Genomic DNA, 21,321 nt, shown 5'->3' with positions numbered 1-21,321 from the left:
CTTAGATTTCCACCATGGCTACGGATTCAAGTCTGATGTCCGCCGGTATTTCCGCCTGCGAGATGACAGGCATGGTTGGCAAAAAACGGGCCAGAAGCTGGGACAGATGCTGGCGGATGACCGGGGAGGTCAGCAGCACAGGCTGTCCCTCGGCCACGATGCCCTTTTCCGCAGCCTTGTTGATGGCCTGGATGATCTTGTGCGCAGTCCCCGGCTCCATGGCCAGATAGGAGCCGTTGTCCGTACGCTTGATGCTCTCCTGAAACGTGTTCTCTATCGTCGGCGACAGGGAGATGATGGGCAGCAGGTTGCCAGTCCCCAGGTACGGCTTGATGATGGTGCGGGACAGGCGCTGGCGCACGAACTCCGTCAACTGATCCGCGTCCTTTGAGGAATGACCGTAGTCGGCCAGACATTCCACGATGGACAGGAGGTCGCGGATGGACACGTTTTCGCGGACCAGGTTCTGCAAGACCTTCTGCAGGACGCCGAGTGACAGGACGCCCGGCACCAGCTCTTCAACGACCTTGGGCGCGCGCTGGGACAGGTTGTCCAGCAGGGCCTGGACTTCCTGGCGGCCCAGGAATTCATGCAGGTTCTGCTTGAAGACCTCGGTCAGGTGCGTGGCGATGACCGTAGACGGATCGACCACGGTGTAGCCGGCCATGACGGCCTCGTCCTTCTTGGCGTCGGGAATCCACAGCGCCGGGAGATTGAAGGCCGGCTCCAGGGTCTCGATGCCTTTGATGGCGTGGCGCGCGTCGCCGGGGTCCATGGCCAGGAAATGGTCGATCATGATTTCCGCCGAAGCCACCCGGTTGCCCTTGATCTGGACCACGTATTCGCCGGGCTTGAGCTGCAGGTTGTCGCGCAGATGCAGGGACGGCACGATGACACCCATGTCCAGGGCGAACTGGCGGCGAATGGAGCGTATGCGGGCCAGAAGATTGCCGTTCTGGTCCTCGTCCACCAGCGGGATAAGTCCATAGCCCACCTCGAGTTCCATGATGTCGAGCGGGAGCAGGGCCTGCACTTCTTCCGGACTGTCGGGCGCGGAGCCCTTCTTCTTTTTTCCGGTTTCCGGCAACTTGTTTTCGGCTTTGATGCGATCGGCGAACAGCGCCACCATGAAGAGGACCAGGGAGAGGGTCATGAAGGCCACGGTCGGCATGCCCGGGACTATGGCGAAGAGCAGGAGCACGCCCGAGACCAGCCTGAGAGCCTTGGGATGGTTGGTCAACTGGCCGATGAATTCCTCGCCCATGCGCGCTTCGGCCGCGGCCCGGCTGACAATGAGGCCGGCCGAGGTGGAGGTGATGAGCGACGGGATGGTCGAGACCAGGCCGTCGCCGATGGTCAGCAGGGAGAAGGTCTGGGCCGCTTCCATCCAGCTCATGTCTTTTTGCAGCACGCCGATGAAGATGCCGCCCACGATATTGATGAAGGTGATGAACATGCCCGCGTTGACGTCTCCAGAGACGAACTTGCCCGCGCCGTCCATGGCTCCGTAGAAGTCCGCTTCCCGGCGCAGATTTTCGCGCTGCTTGATGGCCTGCTGCTCGTCGATGAGTCCGGCGTTCAGGTCGGCCTCGATGGCCATCTGCTTTCCGGGCATGGCGTCCAGGGTGAAGCGGGCCGCGACCTCGGCGATACGTGTCGTGCCGGCCACGATGACGGTCTTGTTCAGGATGAAGAGAATCAGGAAAATGACCGCGCCGATGGCAAAATTGCCTCCGACCACGAATTGCCCGAAAGCCTCGATGACCTTGCCCGCCGCCGAGGTGCCCTGGTCTCCATGGAGCAGGATGAGCCTGGTCGAGGCCACATTGAGCGCAAGGCGCAGCAGCGTGGTCACGAGCAGGACCGAAGGGAAGATCGAGAATTCCAGAGGCGAGGTCATGAACATCGAGGTGATGAGGATGACCAGGGAGAAGGAAATGGAAAAAGCCAGCAGTATGTCGAGGATGATGGTCGGCAATGGCACCAGCATGACAAAGAGGGTCATGACAACGCCTGCGGCCAGCAGGATGTCTCCCTGCCGGGTAAAGCGTTTGTAGTTGATGGTCATGGCCTCGGTGCGTGTAGCCATTATTTTGACGTCCTTGCCGCTGATGCTCAGCGCGGATTTTGTTTGGTTTTGTAAATCTGGGCCAGGATTGCGGCCACTGCCTGGTAGAATTCCTCGGGAATCGTGTCGCCGACTTCGATCACCTTATACAAGGCGCGTGCCAGGGGCTTGTTTTCACGGATGGGCACATTGTTCTCCCGGGCGATGTCCTTGATGCGCTGGGCAACGGCTCCGGCACCCTTGGCCAGGACCATGGGGGCCGGGGCTTCCATGGCGTTGTAGCGGATGGCGATGGCCAGATGGGTGGGGTTGGTGATGACCACGTCGGCCTTGGGCACGTCCTGCATCATGCGCCGCATCATGACTGCCATCATTTTCTGACGCTGTTTGTTCTTGATGGCCGGATCGCCCTCGGCCTGCTTGCGTTCGTCCTTGACCTCGCTCTTGGTCATCTTCAGGTTCTCCTCGTAGTCCCAGCGGGTATAGAGCAGGTCCGCGATGCCGATCAGGATCATGGGGGTGAGCGCGTAATAGAACATGGTCTGCCCGGCGTTGAGCACGTAAGCGGCGATGCTTTCGGCGGGCTGGTAAAAGAGCGGGATGACTTCTCCGAAGGCCTGCTTGATGACGATGTATGGCCCAAGGGCCACGGCCGCCGCCATGAAGATGCTTTTGACCAAGCGGACCAGGGCCTGCTTGCTGAAGAGTTTTTTGAGGCCGGACAAGACGTTGAACATCTGGAATTTCGGCTTGAAGACCTTTGGCGCCCAAAGCTGTCCGACCTGCAGCCGGACGGTGATGAAGGCGGCGACAGCGATGACGAGCATGATCGGCAGGACCATCACGGAAATGCTGTAAAGGCAGGTTTGAAACAGGGAGAGAATCGACCCTGGAGTCAGTTCGAAAACGAATCCTTCCGTGAAAAACCATTTCATCAGATTTTCGATTTCGGTGCGTATGGTGCCGAGATAGAGCTGCAGCATGAGCAGGCCGAAGAGCAGGGTCAGGGGCTTGGGCAGCTCTTGGCTCTTGGGGACATTTCCCTCGTCACGCGCCTTGTTGCGTCGTTTGGGGGTGGCGTTTTCGGTGCGACTCGGATCGTTCTGTGCCATGGTTGCCTAGCGCATCGCGCCGATGATTTGGGAGAAGAGCAGCGGCATGCGGGACACGAATCCCTCCATGTGCAGGCTGATGATTTCAAAGATGATACCCATAAACAGGAAGCCGACGGCGATCTTGATCGGGAAGCCGATAATGAGCACGTTCATCTGCGGAGACGCACGGGAAATAAGGGCCAGTGCCAGGTCCACAAGGAGGATGGCGGCAATGACCGGCGCGCCGATCTGAATGGCCAGGACAAAAATCTGACCCGACAGGGCGAATATCTGGTCCGTCAGCCGCGCGGAAATGAGAATGGAGCCGGGCGGGAGCAGATCGAAACTTTTCATCAGCCCGCTCAGCAAATACAGATGCCCGTTGATGGACAGGAACGTCAGCAAACTGACCATGTACATGAAGTGGGCCGTGACCGCCTCGGAAGCGCCGGAATCGGGGTCCACGACGTTGACCATGGCAAAGCCCATCTGGAAGCCGATGAGCTGCCCGCCAGTCTGGATGGCGGCGAAGATGAAGCGGATGACCATGCCCAGGATGAGGCCCAGCAGCAGTTCCGCGCCCAGCATGACCGCAAGGGCAAAGGGATGGCTCGGCATCTGGACTCCCACCATGGGAAGCCTTGGCCACAGGGCCAGGGTCAGGGTCAGGCAGAGTGCGGCTTTGACAGTGGCGGGCAGGACTGCGCCGCCAAAAAAAGGCATCAGGAAAAGAATGAGGCTTATGCGCATCAGCGCAAAGATGAAGGTCAAAATGACTGCGGGGTCGAGGGAGAAGAGATCCATGGAGGTGCCAAAGCAAAACGCGGACCATAAAAAGTCCGCGCTCGGTTTCGACGTCGGGTGACGGCTTCCGGCACAAGGCCGGGCCTTTTCAGATCATGCCGGGCCAGGACTCGAGCTGCCAGCGGCGCAGGGCGTTGAACATGTTGGTGCGGATGCGCTTGTCGCCTCCGCACAGCGCCAGGGCCTGATTCAGGGTCTGGCTGCGGGAGGTCTTGTCCTTGGAGGGGCAGTCGTTTTCCCAGACCGGGAGTTTCCACTGTCTGCACGCCTGGGTGATGGTGGCCTTGTCCAGCAGGAGCAGGGGGCGGATGAGGGTCAGCCTGCCTCCGAAATAGCTCTCCTTGGGGACCAGTCCGTAGATTTTGCCTGTTTTCAGCATGTTCATGAAGAAGGTTGAGACCAGGTCGTCGGTGTTGTGCCCAAGGGCGAGGTGGGTCAGGTTGTACTGCTTGCAGATGTCGAAGAGGCGTTTGCGCCGATGCCACGCGCAGAAAAAACAGGGCGATTTCTTGCGGTTCTCGGCAGAGTGCGCCCTGGGTCCGAAATCGGTGGTTTCCAGATGTCCCGCAACGCCGTTCACGCGCATCCACTCCGCCAGGGGTGCGTGGGTCATTCCGTCAAAGCCGGGGTTCAGGTGGATGACAAACAGTTCGATGGGAAAGGGGACGATGCGCTGGCGCATGACCATGACCTGAAGCATGACCCAGCTGTCCATGCCGCCGGAAACGGCCAGCCCGATGCGTGCCCCGGGCCAGGCCATGCCTGTCTGCTGCATGATCTTGCCGGCCTGTCCGAGACAGAATTGCTGTGCGTATTTGAGTCTTCCCCACTGGGCCATGTTGCTCGTCCTTGGGCTGAAGTGTCGCGGGGTCGGCTCGCGCGTGAGGATTTGACAGATCCTTTGCGGGTATTATGACCCATCAGAAGCGCAGGTCAGTACAAAGCGCTTCGGGCCGTGTAAAGGGTCTTGGCTGCTCGCCTGCGAATTGTGAGTTGACAGTGTCCTGGGGTTATGCGTAGCGTGAAATGTTATTCCCGACTCGACTTTTTAGCGGCCGGGACTTTTTGTCGTTTATTCACACATTCATATACATTTTTTCGGAGGTGCAATGGCCAGAATTACCGTTGAAGATTGCTTGGAGAAGGTCAACAACAGATTTCTGATCGTGCAGATGGCCATTAAGCGGGTCAAGCAATATCATGAAGGATACGAGCCCCTTGTAGCAAGCAAAAACAAGGAGATCGTGACCGCCCTCAGGGAAATTGCCGAAGGAAAGGTTCTGCCCGACGTGGAGCGCGTCGAGGATTTGAGTTTTGAAGCTGACGATCAGGATGAATAATGGCTGACAAGCGTGATTATTACGATGTGCTCGGTGTAGGCCGCGACGCAGCGGCGGATGAAATCAAGAGTGCCTACCGCAAGATGGCGTTGCAATTCCACCCGGACCGCAACCCCGACAATCCGGAGGCGGAAGACAAGTTCAAGGAAGCCGCAGAAGCATACGAGGTGCTGGGGGACGCGAGCAAACGCGCCCAGTACGACCGTTTCGGGCACGCCGGCATGAATGGCCAGGGGTTTGGAGACCATTTCCATTCCTCTGAAGACGTGTTCAGTGCTTTCGGGGATATTTTCGGGGATTTCTTCGGCTTCGGCGCTGCCGCCGGCGGCCGCAGGCGTCCCCGTGCCGGGGCTGATCTGCGCTACAACCTGACCGTTTCATTCCGTGACGCGGCCAAGGGTACGGAGGTTGACCTCAACATCCCCAAGAAGGAAGTCTGTTCCGACTGTTCCGGTTCGGGCTCCGCTCCCGGACACACGGCCGAGACCTGCCAGCATTGTCGCGGCCAGGGCCAGGTGACCCAGAGCCAGGGCTTTTTCAGGATTTCCGTGCCCTGCCCGGTCTGCCGGGGAGAAGGCAAGGTCGTCACCCATCCCTGCGCCAAATGTCGCGGACAGGGCATCGTGCAGGTCAACAAGAGCCTCAAGGTGCGCATTCCCGGGGGCGTGGACAACGGCAGCCGCCTGCGTCTGCGCGGCGAGGGCGAGCCGGGTGATTTCGGTGGCCCGCACGGCGATCTGTACGTGGTCATCTATGTCGAGGAAGACAAGATCTTCACCCGCCGGGGCCAGGATCTGGTCATCGTGGCCGACATCTCCATCGTGCAGGCCATCCTTGGCGCCAAGATCGAGGTGCCTACCCTTGACGAGCCCGTGACCCTGGAAATTCCCAAGGGCACGCAGTCCGGCAAGATTCTGCGCATCAAGGGCATGGGACTGCCACATCTGGGCAGCACTCAGAAAGGGGACCTGCTGGTGGAGGTTTCCGTGCGCATCCCGACCAAGGTGACCAAGAAACAGGAAGAACTGCTGCGCGAGTTCGACAAACTCGAAGAGAGCCGTCCCTTGAACAAGGTCAAGGATTTCTTCAAGAAAGCCATGGGCGACTGATCTTTACACATGAATCGAGCAGGCCGGAAGCGCATGTTTCCGGCCTTTTCTTTTGCGGAGGGGAACATGGACGAGAGGTTGACGCATATCGATGAGGCCGGGAACGTGGTCATGGTGGACGTGGGCGACAAGGCGGATACCAGGCGCCGGGCGGTGGTGCGGACACGGGTTCTGCTCAATGCACGCACCTTCGACCTTTTGACCAGAAACGCCCTGCCCAAGGGTGACGTGCTGACCACGGCCAAGGTGGCCGGGATCATGGCCGCCAAGCGTACCTGGGAGCTCATTCCCATGTGTCACCCTATTTTGCTTTCCAAGGTCGACGTGAAGCTCACGCCCGTGCCTGCCGATCTGGCCATAGAGATCGAGGCCGAGGCGCGGACCACCGGACCCACAGGCGTGGAAATGGAAGCGCTCATGGCCGCCCAGGTTGCGGCCATGACCATCTACGACATGTGCAAGGCCGTGCAGCGCGACATTCTGATCACGGATTGCAGGCTTACGCACAAGAGCGGTGGAAAAAGCGGCGAGTTCAACGCCGAGTAGCATCTCCACTCCCGGAAATTATGAGTGCGCGCTTTGGATTTCCAGAGCGCGTTTTTTTGCAAACAAGGCCTGTCTCCATCCGACAACGGAAAGTAATTTTTTTTCATAACAAACAAGGATTATTCGTGAACTCTGAAATGCGCATCAAGGACACTTCCGCCAATCCTGCTCCGCTGGGACTGGTGGGCTTCGGGCTGACCACAATTTTGCTCAACATCCACAATGCGGGTCTTTATCCCAATAACTCCATGATTTTGGGCATGGGCATTTTCGTGGGCGGCATCGCCCAGATCATCGCCGGCATCCTCGAATCCAAGAAAAACAACACATTCGGCCTGACAGCCTTTACCGCCTACGGTTCCTTCTGGCTCTCGCTCGTGGCCATCTGGACCCTGCCCGCCCTGGGCCTTGCCGAGAAGGCCGATGAAACCGCCATGGGCTTCTATCTGGCCATCTGGGGTCTTTTCACCTTTGGCATGTTCATCGGAACCTTCCGCCTGAGCCGGGCTCTACAGGTCGTTTTCGGCACTTTGGTCGCTCTGTTTTGGCTGCTGGCCATCGGTGATTTGACCCACATCGCGGCGTACAAGGTCATTGGCGGATATGTGGGCATCCTGTGCGGTTTCTCCGCTTTCTATACGGCCATCGCGCAGGTTTTGAACGAGGTTTATGGCCGTACGGTGCTTCCGCTGGGACCTGTCGCGCGTTCCTAGCAGGTCGTTGAAAAGTGGCGATCTGCTGCGTCAACAAAAAAAGGCTGTTCACATGGTGTTCAGCCTTTTTTTGCGCCCATGTTCCAGGCGAGTCGCGGGTGCATGGTGTTTTTACCTTTGGCCCGGTATGAGGGCTTGAAGGCTGTCTTGCCAGAGTCTGAACTCCTGTCATACAAGCTGCCCATGGATCACGAATCTCCTTGCACGTTGCGCGACACTGGCCATGCAGCCGGCGTGGGTTTGAACCTTGGGCTTGTAGCGCCGGTCGGACATGCCTGGTGGCGCGACCTACGCGAGGATTTCGCATGAGATTTTTTGGCGGCGGCATTTCTCTTCGTACCTCGATCCCGTTGCTTCTGGTCTGCGTCATCCTTTTTTCCACCATCCTGATCAGCTGGGTTTCGTTCACCGGGAGCCGTGAAGCGGTCGGGGATGTTGGCCTGCAACTGCGCAAGGAGGTTTCCCAGCGCATTTCCGAGCATCTGCTGGATTTCCTTCGACTGCCCCACGAAATAAATCGCGGCAACGCGCGGGCCCTGCAAGCCGGGTTCGTGTCCGCCGACGATCCCGAGCAGCTGGTTGCGCGGTTTGCCGAGCAGGTGGATTTTTTTCCTTCCGTGTCGAGCATCTATTTTGGAAATGTTCAGGGTGGCCTTGCCAACAGTGGTCGGGATCCTGAGCATGGCTTCAAGTATTCCATCCGCACAGACGATTTCAAGGCCGGTGTTTTTCGCAAATTTGCCATGGATTCACTTGGCAATCAGGGCGAGGAAATGGCCAGTGTGACCAGCTTCGATGCGCGGACGCGCCCGTGGTATGCCAAGGCTCTGCTCGCGGAGGGGCCGGTCTGGAGTGATGTATATGTGCTTTTTACCGGCCAGGACCTGGCCCTTGCCGCCAGCCGCCCGGTGTTTGACGATCGGGGTCAAACGCTTGGGGTGGTTTCCGTCGATGTTTTTTTGTCCCAGATCACCGCTTTTTTGCAGCGGCTTCGCATCGGCAGTGCCGGGAAGGCGTTTATCGTGGATCGCGCGGGCCTGATGGTGGCCGGTTCGGGTACGGAACCGCTCTTCATACCGGGCCGGGACGGCAACCCCGGCCGCCGTCTTTTGGGCGAGCACAGCCGGGATCCGCTGGTGCAAGGCGCTGTTCAAACCCTTGTTTCCAAATTCGGCGCGCTTGATCGGATCAACGCGGAGCACCACCTTGATTTTACCGACCGAGGCCGAAAAATCCTGATGACGGCCTCGCCGCTGCGCGATCCCCTGGGCATTGACTGGCTGATCGTCGTCGTGGTGCCGGAAGCGGACTTCATGGCCAGGATCGGGGAAAATGCCCGCGTCAGCATGGTTCTGATTCCCGGCGTTCTCATATTGGCGCTGCTGGTCGGGGCGGTGCTGGCCCGCCGGATCGTCAAACCCATATCGAGGCTTGATGCCGCCGCCGGGCGATTGGCCGGAGGCGGGGGACTTGAGAGGATAGACGAAATCTCCCGGTTTTCAGAGGTCCAAAGCTTGACCCGTTCCTTCAATCGGATGGCCCTGCAGCTGGCCGATACCATGCAGGCAATGCAGCTGGAGTTGGGCGAGCGGCAGCGGGCCGAGGCGGCTCTCGGCGAAAGCGAAGCCCGATATCGGACCCTGGTCGAACTTGCCGTGGACGGAATTCTCCTTGGCTCTCATGAGGGCGTGATCATCGGTGCCAACGAATGCATGTGTGATCTTCTTGGCCTTACGCGTGAGGATTTGATTGGAAAACATGTCGGCGACCTTCCGTTCAAGCCTGAGAGTCTGGCGAAAACACCCTTGCACTTCCATTTGCTGGAAGAGGGCAAAATCGTGCAAAAAGAGCGCACTCTTCTGCGCGCGGACGGGTCCGAACTTCATGTCGAGATGCGCAGCAAGATGATGCCGGACGGGACCTATCAATCAATCTACCGCGACGTCACCGCGCGCAAACGGGCCGAGGAGGCCTTGCGGGAAAGCGAGGAGCGACTGCGGACGCTCAGCGACAATCTGCCCGGCGGGCTCGTGTATCAGCTGGAGACCGACCTTGGCGGCGGACATCGGCGTTTTTTATACGTCAGCGCGGGCGTCGAACTTTTGCATGAGGTGAGCGTGCAGGAGGTACTGGATGACGCTGCGGTCATCTACGCGCAGGTCGAACCCGAGGATCGGGCGTTCTTGGCCAAGCGCCAGGCTCAAGCCGAATCGGCCCAGTCGCTTTTTCAGGCCGAGGTTCGATTCCGTCTGCCGTCGGGAACTGTGCGTTGGAGCCATCTGGCCTCGGCGCCGCGCATGTTGTCAGCGGATCGCGTGCTCTGGGACGGAGTCGAGATCGATATCACGGAACGCAAAATGGCCGAGGCGGCCTTGCTGGACGCCAAGGAAGCCGCCGAAGCCGCCAACACGGTCAAGACGGAATTTCTGGCCAACATGAGCCATGAAATCCGCACTCCTCTCAACGGCATTCAAGGCATGATGCAGCTTCTGCGGCAGACCAACCTTGACCCGGAGCAGGAACGGTTCGTGGATCTTTCCATCACGTCAGCCATGCGGCTGACACGTCTGCTGACCGACATTCTGGACATCTCCAGGATCGAGGCCGGGAAGATGAGTATCCTTGAGGCTCCGTTCAGTGTGGCCGAGCTTGTCGATTCGGTCGTGGAATTGTTTGCGATCCCCGCGCGTGAAAAAGGGCTTTCGCTTGATTGCGTCATTCATCCAGGCCTGTCAGCACAACTCGTCGGCGATGAGGCGCGGGTGCGTCAAATTCTCTTCAATCTGGTCGGCAACGCCTTGAAATATACGGATCAGGGCGGCGTGACAGTCGAATTGTCTCCACTACGCGCAGATTCCTGCCTGTCAGGCGGCGTCTGCCTGCATGTTGCCGACACGGGTGTCGGCATCCCCGAACAGATGCTCTCGGGTGTGTTCGAGCCGTTCAGGCAGGTGGAGGGCTCCCACACCCGCAGATACGAAGGCGCCGGGCTTGGCCTGACCATTGTTCGTCGACTGGTGGAACTCATGCATGGCAGCATCGAGGTCAAGAGCGCCGCCGGAACGGGAACGTCCGTGCGCGTCACGCTGCCCCTGAGCGCCGCCAGTGACTATCGCCCGCTCGCGGAGACCGTTGCGGAAGTTGTGGACACGGGCGCGGGACGCTCCTTGCGCATTCTCTTGGCCGAGGATGAGGCCATCAATCAGCTGGCCATGCGCACGCTCTTGGAACGGGCCGGGCATGTGGTCGCGCTGGCGTGCAATGGCCAGGAAGTGCTGGATTTGCTGCTGGCGGAAGATTTCGACTGCATCCTCATGGATGTGCAGATGCCGGTCATGAGCGGCGTTGAAGCGACCAGGAAGATCCGCGCCTTGTCTGGATCCAAGAAGGACATTCCCATAATCGCCCTGACCGCCCACGCCATGAGCGGGGATCGCGAATTGTTCCTGGGGGCGGGAATGGACGATTACCTGCCCAAGCCGGTCGGCATGACCGATCTCATTAACACCATCGCCAAGCTGAGGCGCGCTTGAACCGTGGAAAACGGGTAGCGTAACCTCCGGCGGTTGCCTGGCCCCCTTCTTCAGAATTGAAAAAGCCTCCGCGTTCATACGGAGGCTTTTTCAATTCTGAACTCAATACCTTCTCACCAGATTCGGCGGACCTTGACCCCTTTTCCGGCCATATGGTTCTTGAGGTCCGTGACGGTGTATTCGCCGTAATGCACGATGGATGCGATGAGCGCGGCCGAGGCGCGGCCCGTTGTCACGGCGTCGACCATGTGCTGCGGATTGCCAGCTCCGCCCGAGGCGATGATCGGGATGCGCACGTTGTCCGCGATGAGACGGGTCAGGGTCAGCTCGTAGCCGTCTTTGGTGCCGTCGGCGTCGATGGAGTTGATGCACAGTTCGCCCGCACCCAGACGTTCCACCTCTTTGGCCCACCACAGGGCGTCGATGCCCATGTGCTTGCGGCCGCCGTGGATGACGATCTCGTAGCCCGAGGGGATGGCTTCGCTTTTCGGTACGCGCAGCACGTCCATGCCCACGACGATGCACTGGGAGCCGAAGGCCGCCGCGCCTTCGGAGATTATGTGGGGAGTTTTGACCGCCGCCGAGTTGACGGAGATCTTTTCGGCTCCGGCCAGGAGCACGTCGCGCATGTCGGCCACGGTGGAGATGCCTCCGCCCACGGAGAAGGGAATGAAAATCTGGGAGGCCACGCTCTCCACGACCTTGAGCATGATGCCCCGGCCCTCGTGCGAGGCCGTGATGTCGTAGAAGACGATCTCGTCTGCGCCCTCTTCGTAGTAGCGCCGGGCGGTCTCCACGGGGTCGCCGATGTCGACGTTGCCTTCGAATTTGATGCCCTTGGTCAGCTTGCCGTTCCGGACATCGAGGCAGGGAATGATGCGTTTACTGAGCATTGGCCGCCTCCCTGCAGTAATCGTAAAAGTTTGAAAGCATCTTCAGGCCCGGCCGTCCGCTCTTTTCCGGGTGGAACTGGGCCGACCACAGACCGTCGCGGCCGTGCACGGAACAGAATTCCCGGCCGTAATATGTCGTGGCGATGACGAATTCCGGAGCCGGATTCGGGTAGTAGCTATGCACGAAATAGAATTCACTCTCGGGAGAGATGCCGTTGAAGAGCGGGCACGGCTTTTTGGTGTTCACAGTGTTCCAGCCCATGTGCGGGATGTTGATGGGCGCGCCGTCCTCTTCGGTCAGATCCGGGGTGAAGATGTCGCAGCGTCCGGGAATGAGGCCGAGGGTCTTGGTGTCGTTCTCCGGGCTGTATTCGAGCAGGATCTGGCAGCCCAGGCAAATGCCCAGGAGCGGTTTGCCGGCCGCGATTTCCCGGGCCATGACGTCGCGCAGGCCGGATTGGTGCAGATTGGCCATGGCCGAACCGGCGGCGCCGACACCGGGGAAGATGAGGCCCTGGCAGTCCGCGATGGCGTGAGCGTCGGCAGTGATGGTGCACGGGATGGAGAGATAGTCGAGTGCGCGCTTGACACTGGTCAGATTGCCGGCCTTGTAGTCAAGGATGGCTAGCATGGGGAGCTCCTGTAGCATGGGGTGAAAAGAAGACACTCTAGCTAAAGACCTCGCAAAAACCAAGGCCCGGTTGCCCGGCTTTTTTGCAGCGGCCGGGTTCCTGGGCGAAGGTGCTCCCCGGTGTCTGGCCGCAAGGCGTCTTGCCCCGGCCAGGGTTTCGGGCTAGGGGCGGGTGAAGAAGATTCGAAGGGGGATTTATGATCATCATCACCGGCGGCGCGGGCTTCATCGGCAGCGCCATGGTCTGGGAATTGAACCGGCAGGGATACAGGGACATCGTCGTGGTCGATAACCTGGCATCCACGAATAAATGGCGCAATCTGGTCGGTCTGGCCTATCATCGCTATATCCAGAAAGACAAATTCCTGGATTTGCTCAACACCCGATACATGGAAGGCCGCATCGAGGCCGTGATCCACATGGGCGCCTGCTCCGCGACCACGGAAGCCGACTGCGACTATCTCATCCGCAACAATCTGGAATATTCCAAGGCCATGTGCCGTTTCGCCCAGGAGCGCAACGCGCGCTTCATCTATGCCAGCTCCGCAGCCACCTATGGCGACGGCAGCCGCGGATTCGACGACTCGGATTCCGCCATGGAAGGCCTGCATCCACTCAACATGTACGGCTATTCCAAGCATCTCTTCGACCTCTGGCTCAAGGGTGACGGATTGTTGGACCAGATGGCCGGGCTCAAGTTCTTCAATGTCTTTGGCCCCAACGAATACCACAAGGACGACATGCGCTCCGTGGTCTGCAAGGCCTTCACCCAGATCCGCCAGACCGGGAAGCTGAAGCTCTTCAAGTCCTACCGCGAGGAATACGCCGATGGCGAACAGCGCCGGGATTTCGTCTACATCAAGGATTGCGTGAAAGTCATCGACTGGCTGATCAAAAATCCGGACGTGGGCGGCATCTTCAACGTAGGCACGGGACAGGCTCGGACCTGGAACGATCTGGCGCGAGGCGTGTTCGCGGCCATGGGACGGGAACCGCAGATCGAATACGTGGACATGCCGGACAATCTGCGCGGCAAATATCAGTACTACACCTGCGCCGACCTGACCAAGCTCGCCGGTCGCGGCTGCGACGTAAACTTCAGGCCGCTGGAGGAAGGGGTGACCGATTACGTGCAGAACTATCTGATGCAGGCCTATGCGCATCTGACTTCAAGATATTGATTTTTTTGGGATTAAAGCAAGGCGGGCGGCTAGGGATTTCCCCGGTCGCCCGCCTTGCTTTTGCAGCGAGTTGGTTGAGGATCGTGCTTGCCCTAAAATGGGGCACGCCTTGCGCCTGACGCAACGCGGCCTTTTTCGGCCCGGCTGATTTTACAGCTCCAGAAAAGGCCCCGTGACCGACCCGGGGTTGCTCGTAAGGTCCTCCGGTGTTCCCTCGGCCACGATGAGGCCTCCGTTTTCTCCTCCGCCGGGTCCAAGATCGATGACGTGGTCCGAGGCCGCGACCACGTCGAGGTTGTGTTCAATGACAATGACCGAGGCTCCCTTGTCGACCAGGGTGTGCAGCACGGAGATGAGCTTGCCGACCTCGTGCATGTGCAGACCGGTGGTCGGTTCATCCAGGATGTACAGCGTCCCCGGCAGACTGCGTTTGCCGAGCTCGCGCGAGATCTTGATGCGCTGGGCCTCGCCGCCGGACAGGGTCGTCGCGGGCTGGCCCAGGCGGATGTATTCGAGGCCCACCTCCTCCAGCACACCCAGTTTGCGTTCCAGGGCCGGATGGTTGGCAAAGAATTGCCGCGCCTGTCTCACGGTCATTTCGAGCACGTCGGCAATGGACTTGTCGCGGTACAGGATGTCCAGAGTCTCGCGGTTGTAGCGCCTGCCCCCGCAGACCTCGCAGGTGACGAAGACGTCGGGCAGAAAATGCATCTCGACACGGATTTGCCCGTCGCCCTGACAGGCTTCGCAGCGGCCGCCGCGTACGTTGAAGCTGAACCTGCCGACGTTGTAGCCGCGCTTCTTGGCGTCCTTGCTCCCGGCGAAGATGGCCCTGATTTCGTCGAAGATCTTGGTGTAGGTGGCCGGGTTGGAGCGCGGCGTGCGGCCGATGGGGCTCTGGTCGATGGAGATGATTTTTTCCACGGCTCCGGCGCCCTCAATGCCGCCGATGGTGCCGGGGTTGTCCACCTTGAGCCCCTGGGCCAGGGCCAGATGCTTGTAGAGCGAGTCCATGACCAGCGAGCTTTTGCCTGAGCCGGAGACGCCGGTGATGCAGACCAGGGTGCCCAGCGGAAAGCGGGCGTCGATGCCGCGCAGGTTGTTGGTGGTCACGCCGCGCAGGGTGATGGCCCGGTCCGAGGTCCGGCGCTTGGCGGGCCTTGCGATGCGCAGTTCGCCGCGCAGGTATTTGCCGGTCAGGCTTTTTGATTTTCCCACCAGATCCTCGGGAGATCCGGAAAAGACCAGCTCTCCACCCAGAAAGCCCGAACCGGGGCCCAGTTCCAGCACATGATCGGCGGCGCGGATGGTCGGCTCGTCGTGTTCGACCACGAGCACCGTGTTGCCGCGCCCCTGAAGCTGACGCAGGGTGTTGATGAGGCGCTGGTTGTCGCGGGGGTGGAGGCCGATGCTCGGCTCGTCCAGAACGTAGGTCACTCCGACCAGCCCTGAACCGAGCTGTCCGGCCAGGCGGATGCGCTGGGCCTCGCCGCCGGACAGGGTGGTCATGTTGCGGGCCAGGTTGATGTAGTCGAGCCCGACGTTGACCAGAAATTCAAGCCGGTGGCGAAGTTCCTTCAGGAGCGGGGTGCTGATCTCCACATTCACGCCGGAGAAGTGCAGGCCTTGCAGCCAGTTCAGGGCTCGGGTGATGGGCAGCGAGCAGAAGTCGAAAATGTTCAGGCCCTCGATGCGTACGGCCAGGGACTCGGGCCGCAGGCGTGCTCCGTGGCAGGATGGGCAGGCCATGGTCTGACGGTAGCGGGACAGTTCGTCGCGCCAGATGTGTCCGAGGCCACCTCCCTGTTCCAGAAAATGGATTACCCCCGGCCACGCAGCGTCACCGTGGAACAGGGCGTGCCGGGCCTCGGGCTTGAAGTCATGCAGCGGTGTGTCCAGGGTGAAGCCGAGCTTGAGTCCCAGTTCCTTCAGGTCCTGGGCGTGGCGCTCGAAAGCCCGGCCCTTCCAGGGCAGGACCGCGCCCTGGCGCAGGGACAGCCCCCCGTTGGGAGCGAGCAGCAGGGGTTCGTAGTATTCGACGGCTCCAAGTCCCGAGCAGTGCGGGCAGGCTCCCTGCGGGCTGTTGAAAGAGAAGAGCTGGGGGCTCGGCTTGGGCAGGCTGATGTTGCATTTGGGGCAGACGGCGTCAGTTGAGAAGAAGATGTCTTCGCCGCCGATGATGGAGACGATGATGCGCCCCTCGCCGGACTTGAGGCCCAGTTCCACGGAATCGGCCAGGCGCTTGCGCATGTCGGGTTTCAAGACCAGACGATCCACGACCAGATCGATGTTGTGTTTCAGATTTTTGGCCAGCTCCGGGACCGGATCAAGATTTGTCACCTCGCCGTTGATTCTGGCGCGGACAAAGCCCTGGGTCTTGAGCTTCTTGAAGAGATCGGCGTGGGTGCCCTTTTTGTGATCGACCAGGGGTGCCAGAAGCATGAATTTCGTCCCTTCCGGAAGGCCCAGAATGCGCTCCATGATCTCGTCGCTGCTTTGGGCCGCGATGGGTACCCCGCAATCCGGGCAGCAGGGCGTGCCGAGACGGGCATAGAAGACGCGCAGGAAATCGTAGATTTCCGTGACCGTGGCCACGGTGGAGCGCGGGTTTTTGGACAGGGTCTGTTGTTCCAGGGAGATGGCCGGGGTCAGCCCCTCGATGAGGTCGATGGCCGGCTTGTCCATTTGCGGCAGGAACTGGCGGGCGTAGGCGGACAGGGATTCGACATAGCGTCTTTGCCCTTCGGCGTAGACGATGTCGAAGGCCAGGGTGGACTTGCCCGAGCCGGACGGACCACAGACCACGACCAGTTTGTCGCGGGGGATGTCCAGGGTCAGGTTCTTCAGGTTATGCTGACGCGCGCCGGCGATATGTATGACTTTGGTGTCCATGAAGTCTCTGTTGTGAACGGTTGAAGGATGACATTTGACTTGCGGGATGCTTCTTATAACCATATGAGAATGGCTGACAAGTGGCAGGGAAAATGCAAGATGAATATTATTGTATTACGGAGATGGTGATGAAAATTTCTCTTGGTGCGAAGACGCTGGCCCAGCCTGCGCCGTTGTGGATTGTCGGATCCTATGATGAAAAAGGCAATGCCAACGCAATGGCTGCTGCCTGGGGCGGGATATGCTGTTCCAAACCGCCGTGTATCACCGTCTCCCTGCGTGAAGATCGCCACAGCTATGCATCCATTCTTGCGCGTCGTGCGTTCACGGTCAGCGTGCCTTCGGTCGCGTTCGCGGCGCAAGCCGATTATTTTGGAATTGCATCGGGAAAAGACGTGGACAAGTTCGCGGCCACGGGTTTGACCCCGGTGCGTTCGGAACTGGTCGACGCCCCCTATGTGGGAGAATTTCCGCTGGTGCTCGAGTGCACTTTGCTACGCACCGTGGAGCTTGGCATGCATATCCAGTTCGTTGGAGAAATAGTCGATGTCAAGGCGGAGGCGGACGTCCTCGACGAGAAGGGCTATCCCGACGTAGCCAAGGTCAGGCCGCTCATATTCACCCCCGTGACCAGGGCCTATCACACCGTGGGCGAGTATGTGGGCCAGGCGTTCGAGATCGGACGCTCCTTCGGAGAAAAGAGCTAGCAGTCAACCAAAATGGATCGAACCATGAGCATGCAGCACGAAAACTTCTTTTGTTCGCACGAGGTCGTGAATTCCCTCATCAAGGCGGGGGTGCCGTCCAATTCCAAGTGGGGCGCGCTCATTCTCTATATGCGTTCCATTTCGGAATACGATTTTCTTTCGGCCGACCAGAAGCGCCAGATGCAGACCCTGGTCATGAACATCGTGCGCGACGGGGATTTTTCCGACGCCAAGTTCAAGGATGTCGTGCGCCGCAAGGAACAGATCCTCTATCAGCCCTGGAACAAGAAGCTGGAGGAGACCTTTCGCGAAACCGTGGCCCTCATCGAGCATGTGCGCTCCCAGAATCTCATGCGGACCAAGGAGGTCCGGGATCTGCGGGAGACGACCATCCACACCGTGACCGAACAGAACGCCCTGGAAGACATCGTCCTTGGCATCAAGGCGGCCTTCGAGAAGGTGCTTACGCACATGGAGCAGGACACCCGGGATTTGGTCGAGATGAGCTATACCGACTCCCTGACCAAGCTCAGCAACCGCCGGGCCTTCGACCGCTACTACCAGACGACGCTGCTCGAATACATGGTCACGGGCAACCCCATGAGCCTCCTTTTTCTCGACATCGATCATTTCAAGGATTTCAATGATTCCTACGGACACCGCATAGGGGATCAAGCCCTGGTCACCGTGGCCAGCAAGCTGACCGGCTACGCGCAAAAGTACGGCACCATCCCCAATCGCAGCTTTTTTCCGGCTCGTTTCGGGGGGGAGGAGTTCGTGGTCGCCTTGCCCGGGATCGGGCTTGCCGAGGCGGCGGAAGACGCGGAAAACTTACGCACCATCATCGAGGACTACAACTTCATCATCCGCGACCACAACGGGCAGGTGCTGCAGAAGGGCATCAAGATCACCGTGTCCATCGGCGTGGCCGAGCTGAAACGGGAGTGGGCCGACGAGGCGGGAGCCAGGCTCATCGACGAGGCCGACAAGGCCATGTACCGGGCCAAGGGGCGAGGGAGAAACAGGATCTGCACCATGAACGAGCGCTGAGAGCCTTTTTTGGGGATTTTTACGCCGGAATTCCGCGAAATTTCCCGGCGGAAGCTTTTATTCGCGCCGCGTCGATGATGCGTTTTGCTGCTCAGCTTCGGCGCGCGGATGGGCAAAAGATTTCGTTCTCGTAAAATGAAAAATCATAGTTCAAGGATTCTTCCTCGGCGAGCATGGACGGTATTCCCGACCTGTTAAGCCAGTCATACACCCCGCTGGGTTCTATCGCCCGCAACGCTTCGAATGCATGCGACCATGGATTTTGCTGACTCGATTCCCATCCCGGAACCGGCGTCTGTCCCAGTTGGGCCAGGTCCGAGCGAAGAACCGCGTACATGAGCGGGTACTGCCTGACGATGCTGGAAAGCTCGAACCACCAGGCGGCCTTCTGGACGGATGCCTGGCGATTATTGAGAATCAAGTGGTCCAATACGTCCAGAACAATGAAGCTGGCATAGAGCATCTCGATGTAGATGAACAAAAGTTCTTCACGTTCAATGGAAAATTTCAGTCTATCGGCATGAGGGGTTATCAATGCGTGCTGGAGATACCTCGGGATGTCCTGCTGGTGTTCAGCTTCTTTTTTGATGGGGGCATGGCACCATTTCCAATAGCGCTTGAGCATCGCAATTCTGTTGATGCGCCTGATTTGCCGTGCCCTGGCCTTGGCGTCGATCCATAATTTCAAGCCCCGCTGTTTGATTTTTTGACACAAGAAATGATCTTCGCAAACGTTGCGATGGTGGCCTGCCATGCCTTCGCACTGTTCCCAGATTTCCCGTCGCATCAGAAACGCGTTTCCCGGGATGAAATCGACTGGTCCCGTCTTTTCCAGATTGTGATTGTCGCCGAAATACCGCTGGAACCTGGAAACGAGATCGTTGCCTGACAAGTAGATGACCGGGCCCGAAACCATGCCGATATCCGGCTGCTGAACGTGCGCGAGATTGGTTTCAAGCCAGTTTGGCGAAATCCTGGTATCGCAGTCCATGGCCAGGAGGAAGCGGGAAGAACCTGCCGAGATGGCTTCATGCTTTGTCACGGTTATGCCGCGGTTGGTGTCGTACCGAAACACCCGGGTGGGGATGGTGGTGGGCGGTGGAGAATACGCAGTGGAAGATCCGTCGTCGAAGATGACTATTTCCGATGGGCGATGCGTCCAACTGGAAACCTCATCCAGAAGGCCGTCGACAAAATGCCCGTCATTATAGGTATATGTGATCAGGCTTACGTCCAGGGGTTGCATGGATTCTCCGTGGTCGAGGATGATGGGATGATATCGCGCGTGATGCTTGCCAGCCTGCGGCAATAGCCATGTTCTTCCAGGACATGCATTTGCCAGGCGCGGCGCAGATCTTCCTTGCGTTTCGGGTCGGCGGCAAGGGCGCGCAGGAGTTCCGCTGCTTCTTTCGGTGAGCTGAAGGTCACGGCCTGGGCCAGTTCCCGTGGGAAGATGTTCATGCCGGGCGTGTTGTCCGTGAGCAGGAAGCCGCCGCAGGCCCAGACGTCGAAGTGGCGCTGGGTCAGGCCGTGGGGCAGGAGCAGGCTGGTCAGGTTCAGGGAAAAGGACGCGTTGCGGTATGTATCGGCCAGTCCCGTGTAGTAGTCCACGGGTGGCTGGATTCTGGTTCCGGGCAACAGGGCTTGCCACTGTTCGTCGCCGACAACCGTCAGGTCGATCTCTTTTGCAAGCGCGGCGAGGCATTCCTGCCGCCAGGCGGCCGAAGCTGTTTCCGCGCCAAGGCCTATGATCCGCACGTCGTTTCCGGGCCACAACGCAAGTCCTGGAAGGCGCTGACGCCACCATCCGAAATGCGCATCGCGCCCGGGCATGGCCTGAGCCTTTTTAGCCAGTTCCTGCGGAATGCGGCAGGCCGCGAAGAAACGATCCTTGTCCGGGAAAGCCGAGCGGCCGACAAAGGTCAGGTCGTTTCCCGAAGGGCAGGGCCGACCGGGGGCAAAGAAGCGCGGGCTCACGCCCAGAGGCAGGTGCCGCGCGTCTGCGCCCATGCCGCGCAGGGGCTCGACGAACCAGTCATCGGTGACGTAGAGTGGCAAGTTCTTCCAGAGCTGATGCTTCTGATCGGTAAGCAGGTGCAGCGGGTTGTCCACGCACCAGACGGCCGTGGGAACGCCCGCAGCCTGCAGCAGGGCCTGATTTTCCCCGTACGGGTCCAGGCCGTGGAAGTTGACGCTCAGAAAAAGGCTTGGGCGCTCCTGCTCCAGCAGACGGCGCAGGTCTTGAGGCGAGAGGCTTGCGGGCAGACGCCTGGTATCAAGGCCCAGGTCCCTGGCCGCATGGGCCAGTTCCGGGATGATCAGGGCGTTTTTTGGTCCGGGCAGCCAGAGACTTTTGGCAGGCGGAATCAAGGGCGCCGGGTCGAGTTTGGCCATCAGGGGCGCGAAAATGGAAGGAAAGAGGCGGCTTGCCGGGGCATAGTGGAGTACGCGCATGCCGGGCAGAAGGCTGTGCGCCTGCGCGAGGGTGATGTCTTCCCAGTCTGAAGGCAGAGCCGCGTGCCATGACTCGGGCATCTGGCCGTCGATCCCCGGCACGCGCAGTCGCATGACGCGGCGCCTGCCGCTCGTGTGACGGGCGCAGAGGCCCGGTTCCGGTCCGGGAAAGGTGATGAGCAGATCCTCGCCTTGGCCATGGAGATGAAGATATTGCTCTCCTGCGGGGAGCGATGTAGAATTCCCGAGTTCGTTTTTCAACTTTACACGTATGGGTCTGGCTGGCATGAAGGCGCTCGCTTGGGT

The 21,321-nt window shown here is 59.6% G+C and carries 17 protein-coding genes; 8 read left to right on the top strand and 9 right to left on the bottom strand.

Annotated features, from left to right (window positions below; all coding sequences use genetic code 11):
* Position 1: 1 nt before the first annotated feature.
* From flhA to BMZ40_RS18080, 4 genes are all read right to left on the bottom strand, one after another.
* Positions 2–2,089, bottom strand: coding sequence for a flagellar biosynthesis protein FlhA (flhA, locus tag BMZ40_RS18095; protein ID WP_092379295.1), 2,088 nt, complete (start codon positions 2,087–2,089; stop codon positions 2–4).
* A 26-nt stretch (positions 2,090–2,115) separates the two neighbouring features.
* Positions 2,116–3,180: a flagellar biosynthesis protein FlhB gene (gene flhB / locus BMZ40_RS18090; protein WP_092379292.1), complete on the bottom strand. Its 1,065-nt coding sequence runs from the start codon at positions 3,178–3,180 to the stop codon at positions 2,116–2,118.
* 6 nt (positions 3,181–3,186) lie between these two features.
* Positions 3,187–3,966 carry a flagellar biosynthetic protein FliR gene (gene fliR, locus BMZ40_RS18085; protein WP_092379289.1) on the bottom strand — a complete coding sequence of 260 codons (780 nt, stop codon included), beginning with the start codon at positions 3,964–3,966 and terminating at the stop codon, positions 3,187–3,189.
* Between the two features lie 88 nt (positions 3,967–4,054).
* Complete coding sequence (locus tag BMZ40_RS18080) at positions 4,055–4,804, bottom strand: tRNA lysidine(34) synthetase (protein WP_092379287.1); 750 nt, start codon at positions 4,802–4,804, stop codon at positions 4,055–4,057.
* Positions 4,805–5,075: 271 nt separating this feature from the next.
* On the opposite strand from BMZ40_RS18080, the gene rpoZ reads away from it, so the two are divergent.
* From rpoZ to BMZ40_RS18050, 5 genes are all read left to right on the top strand, one after another.
* On the top strand, positions 5,076–5,306 hold the full coding sequence (rpoZ, locus tag BMZ40_RS18075) for a DNA-directed RNA polymerase subunit omega (RefSeq protein WP_092189456.1): 231 nt from the start codon (positions 5,076–5,078) through the stop codon (positions 5,304–5,306).
* A complete protein-coding gene (gene dnaJ, locus BMZ40_RS18070; protein ID WP_092379284.1) occupies positions 5,306–6,415 on the top strand; it encodes a molecular chaperone DnaJ in 1,110 nt (369 codons plus the stop codon). Before rpoZ ends, dnaJ begins: the two co-directional genes overlap by 1 nt.
* 66 nt (positions 6,416–6,481) lie before the next feature.
* Positions 6,482–6,961 (top strand): cyclic pyranopterin monophosphate synthase MoaC, encoded by a 480-nt coding sequence (gene moaC / locus BMZ40_RS18065; protein WP_092379321.1) that lies wholly within the window; start codon positions 6,482–6,484, stop codon positions 6,959–6,961.
* A 143-nt stretch (positions 6,962–7,104) separates the two neighbouring features.
* A complete protein-coding gene (locus BMZ40_RS18060; protein ID WP_208599801.1) occupies positions 7,105–7,674 on the top strand; it encodes an acetate uptake transporter in 570 nt (189 codons plus the stop codon).
* Between the two features lie 305 nt (positions 7,675–7,979).
* On the top strand, positions 7,980–11,207 hold the full coding sequence (locus BMZ40_RS18050) for a PAS domain S-box protein (RefSeq protein ID WP_092379278.1): 3,228 nt from the start codon (positions 7,980–7,982) through the stop codon (positions 11,205–11,207).
* Positions 11,208–11,320: 113 nt separating this feature from the next.
* Here the strand turns inward: BMZ40_RS18050 and hisF are convergent, their stop codons facing one another.
* Positions 11,321–12,100 carry an imidazole glycerol phosphate synthase subunit HisF gene (hisF, locus tag BMZ40_RS18045; RefSeq protein ID WP_092379275.1) on the bottom strand — a complete coding sequence of 260 codons (780 nt, stop codon included), beginning with the start codon at positions 12,098–12,100 and terminating at the stop codon, positions 11,321–11,323.
* A complete protein-coding gene (gene hisH, locus BMZ40_RS18040) occupies positions 12,090–12,731 on the bottom strand; it encodes an imidazole glycerol phosphate synthase subunit HisH (RefSeq protein WP_092379273.1) in 642 nt (213 codons plus the stop codon). Before hisH ends, hisF begins: the two co-directional genes overlap by 11 nt.
* A gap of 197 nt (positions 12,732–12,928) precedes the next feature.
* On the opposite strand from hisH, the gene rfaD reads away from it, so the two are divergent.
* Positions 12,929–13,912: an ADP-glyceromanno-heptose 6-epimerase gene (rfaD, locus tag BMZ40_RS18035; protein WP_092379270.1), complete on the top strand. Its 984-nt coding sequence runs from the start codon at positions 12,929–12,931 to the stop codon at positions 13,910–13,912.
* 150 nt (positions 13,913–14,062) lie between these two features.
* Here the strand turns inward: rfaD and uvrA are convergent, their stop codons facing one another.
* Complete coding sequence (gene uvrA, locus BMZ40_RS18030; RefSeq protein WP_092379266.1) at positions 14,063–16,804, bottom strand: excinuclease ABC subunit UvrA; 2,742 nt, start codon at positions 16,802–16,804, stop codon at positions 14,063–14,065.
* Between the two features lie 128 nt (positions 16,805–16,932).
* On the opposite strand from uvrA, the gene BMZ40_RS18025 reads away from it, so the two are divergent.
* Both BMZ40_RS18025 and BMZ40_RS18020 read left to right on the top strand, forming a co-directional pair.
* Positions 16,933–17,511 (top strand): flavin reductase family protein, encoded by a 579-nt coding sequence (locus BMZ40_RS18025; protein WP_092379264.1) that lies wholly within the window; start codon positions 16,933–16,935, stop codon positions 17,509–17,511.
* Positions 17,512–17,535: 24 nt separating this feature from the next.
* Positions 17,536–18,561 carry a GGDEF domain-containing protein gene (locus BMZ40_RS18020; RefSeq protein WP_177193266.1) on the top strand — a complete coding sequence of 342 codons (1,026 nt, stop codon included), beginning with the start codon at positions 17,536–17,538 and terminating at the stop codon, positions 18,559–18,561.
* Positions 18,562–18,652: 91 nt separating this feature from the next.
* On the opposite strand, the gene BMZ40_RS18015 is transcribed toward BMZ40_RS18020, so the two are convergent.
* Positions 18,653–19,807 (bottom strand): glycosyltransferase family 2 protein, encoded by a 1,155-nt coding sequence (locus BMZ40_RS18015; protein WP_092379258.1) that lies wholly within the window; start codon positions 19,805–19,807, stop codon positions 18,653–18,655.
* Complete coding sequence (locus BMZ40_RS18010; RefSeq protein WP_092379256.1) at positions 19,789–21,303, bottom strand: glycosyltransferase family protein; 1,515 nt, start codon at positions 21,301–21,303, stop codon at positions 19,789–19,791. The genes BMZ40_RS18015 and BMZ40_RS18010 overlap by 19 nt, the downstream gene beginning before the upstream one ends.
* Positions 21,304–21,321: the final 18 nt, after the last annotated feature.

Origin of the sequence: Desulfomicrobium apsheronum (assembly GCF_900114115.1) — a bacterium.
Lineage (GTDB): Bacteria > Desulfobacterota > Desulfovibrionia > Desulfovibrionales > Desulfomicrobiaceae > Desulfomicrobium > Desulfomicrobium apsheronum.
This window is presented reverse-complemented; position numbering and strand designations above follow the sequence as displayed.

Coding starts and splice junctions, on each gene's coding strand:
- rpoZ (WP_092189456.1), top strand. CDS start 5,076: ATGGCCAGAATTACCGTTGAAGATTGCTTGGAGAAGGTCAACAACAGA.
- dnaJ (WP_092379284.1), top strand. CDS start 5,306: ATGGCTGACAAGCGTGATTATTACGATGTGCTCGGTGTAGGCCGCGAC.
- flhB (WP_092379292.1), bottom strand. CDS start 3,180: ATGGCACAGAACGATCCGAGTCGCACCGAAAACGCCACCCCCAAACGA.
- hisF (WP_092379275.1), bottom strand. CDS start 12,100: ATGCTCAGTAAACGCATCATTCCCTGCCTCGATGTCCGGAACGGCAAG.
- BMZ40_RS18020 (WP_177193266.1), top strand. CDS start 17,536: ATGAGCATGCAGCACGAAAACTTCTTTTGTTCGCACGAGGTCGTGAAT.
- flhA (WP_092379295.1), bottom strand. CDS start 2,089: ATGGCTACACGCACCGAGGCCATGACCATCAACTACAAACGCTTTACC.
- BMZ40_RS18010 (WP_092379256.1), bottom strand. CDS start 21,303: ATGCCAGCCAGACCCATACGTGTAAAGTTGAAAAACGAACTCGGGAAT.
- hisH (WP_092379273.1), bottom strand. CDS start 12,731: ATGCTAGCCATCCTTGACTACAAGGCCGGCAATCTGACCAGTGTCAAG.
- rfaD (WP_092379270.1), top strand. CDS start 12,929: ATGATCATCATCACCGGCGGCGCGGGCTTCATCGGCAGCGCCATGGTC.
- moaC (WP_092379321.1), top strand. CDS start 6,482: ATGGACGAGAGGTTGACGCATATCGATGAGGCCGGGAACGTGGTCATG.
- BMZ40_RS18025 (WP_092379264.1), top strand. CDS start 16,933: ATGAAAATTTCTCTTGGTGCGAAGACGCTGGCCCAGCCTGCGCCGTTG.
- uvrA (WP_092379266.1), bottom strand. CDS start 16,804: ATGGACACCAAAGTCATACATATCGCCGGCGCGCGTCAGCATAACCTG.
- BMZ40_RS18015 (WP_092379258.1), bottom strand. CDS start 19,807: ATGCAACCCCTGGACGTAAGCCTGATCACATATACCTATAATGACGGG.
- BMZ40_RS18080 (WP_092379287.1), bottom strand. CDS start 4,804: ATGGCCCAGTGGGGAAGACTCAAATACGCACAGCAATTCTGTCTCGGA.
- fliR (WP_092379289.1), bottom strand. CDS start 3,966: ATGGATCTCTTCTCCCTCGACCCCGCAGTCATTTTGACCTTCATCTTT.
- BMZ40_RS18050 (WP_092379278.1), top strand. CDS start 7,980: ATGAGATTTTTTGGCGGCGGCATTTCTCTTCGTACCTCGATCCCGTTG.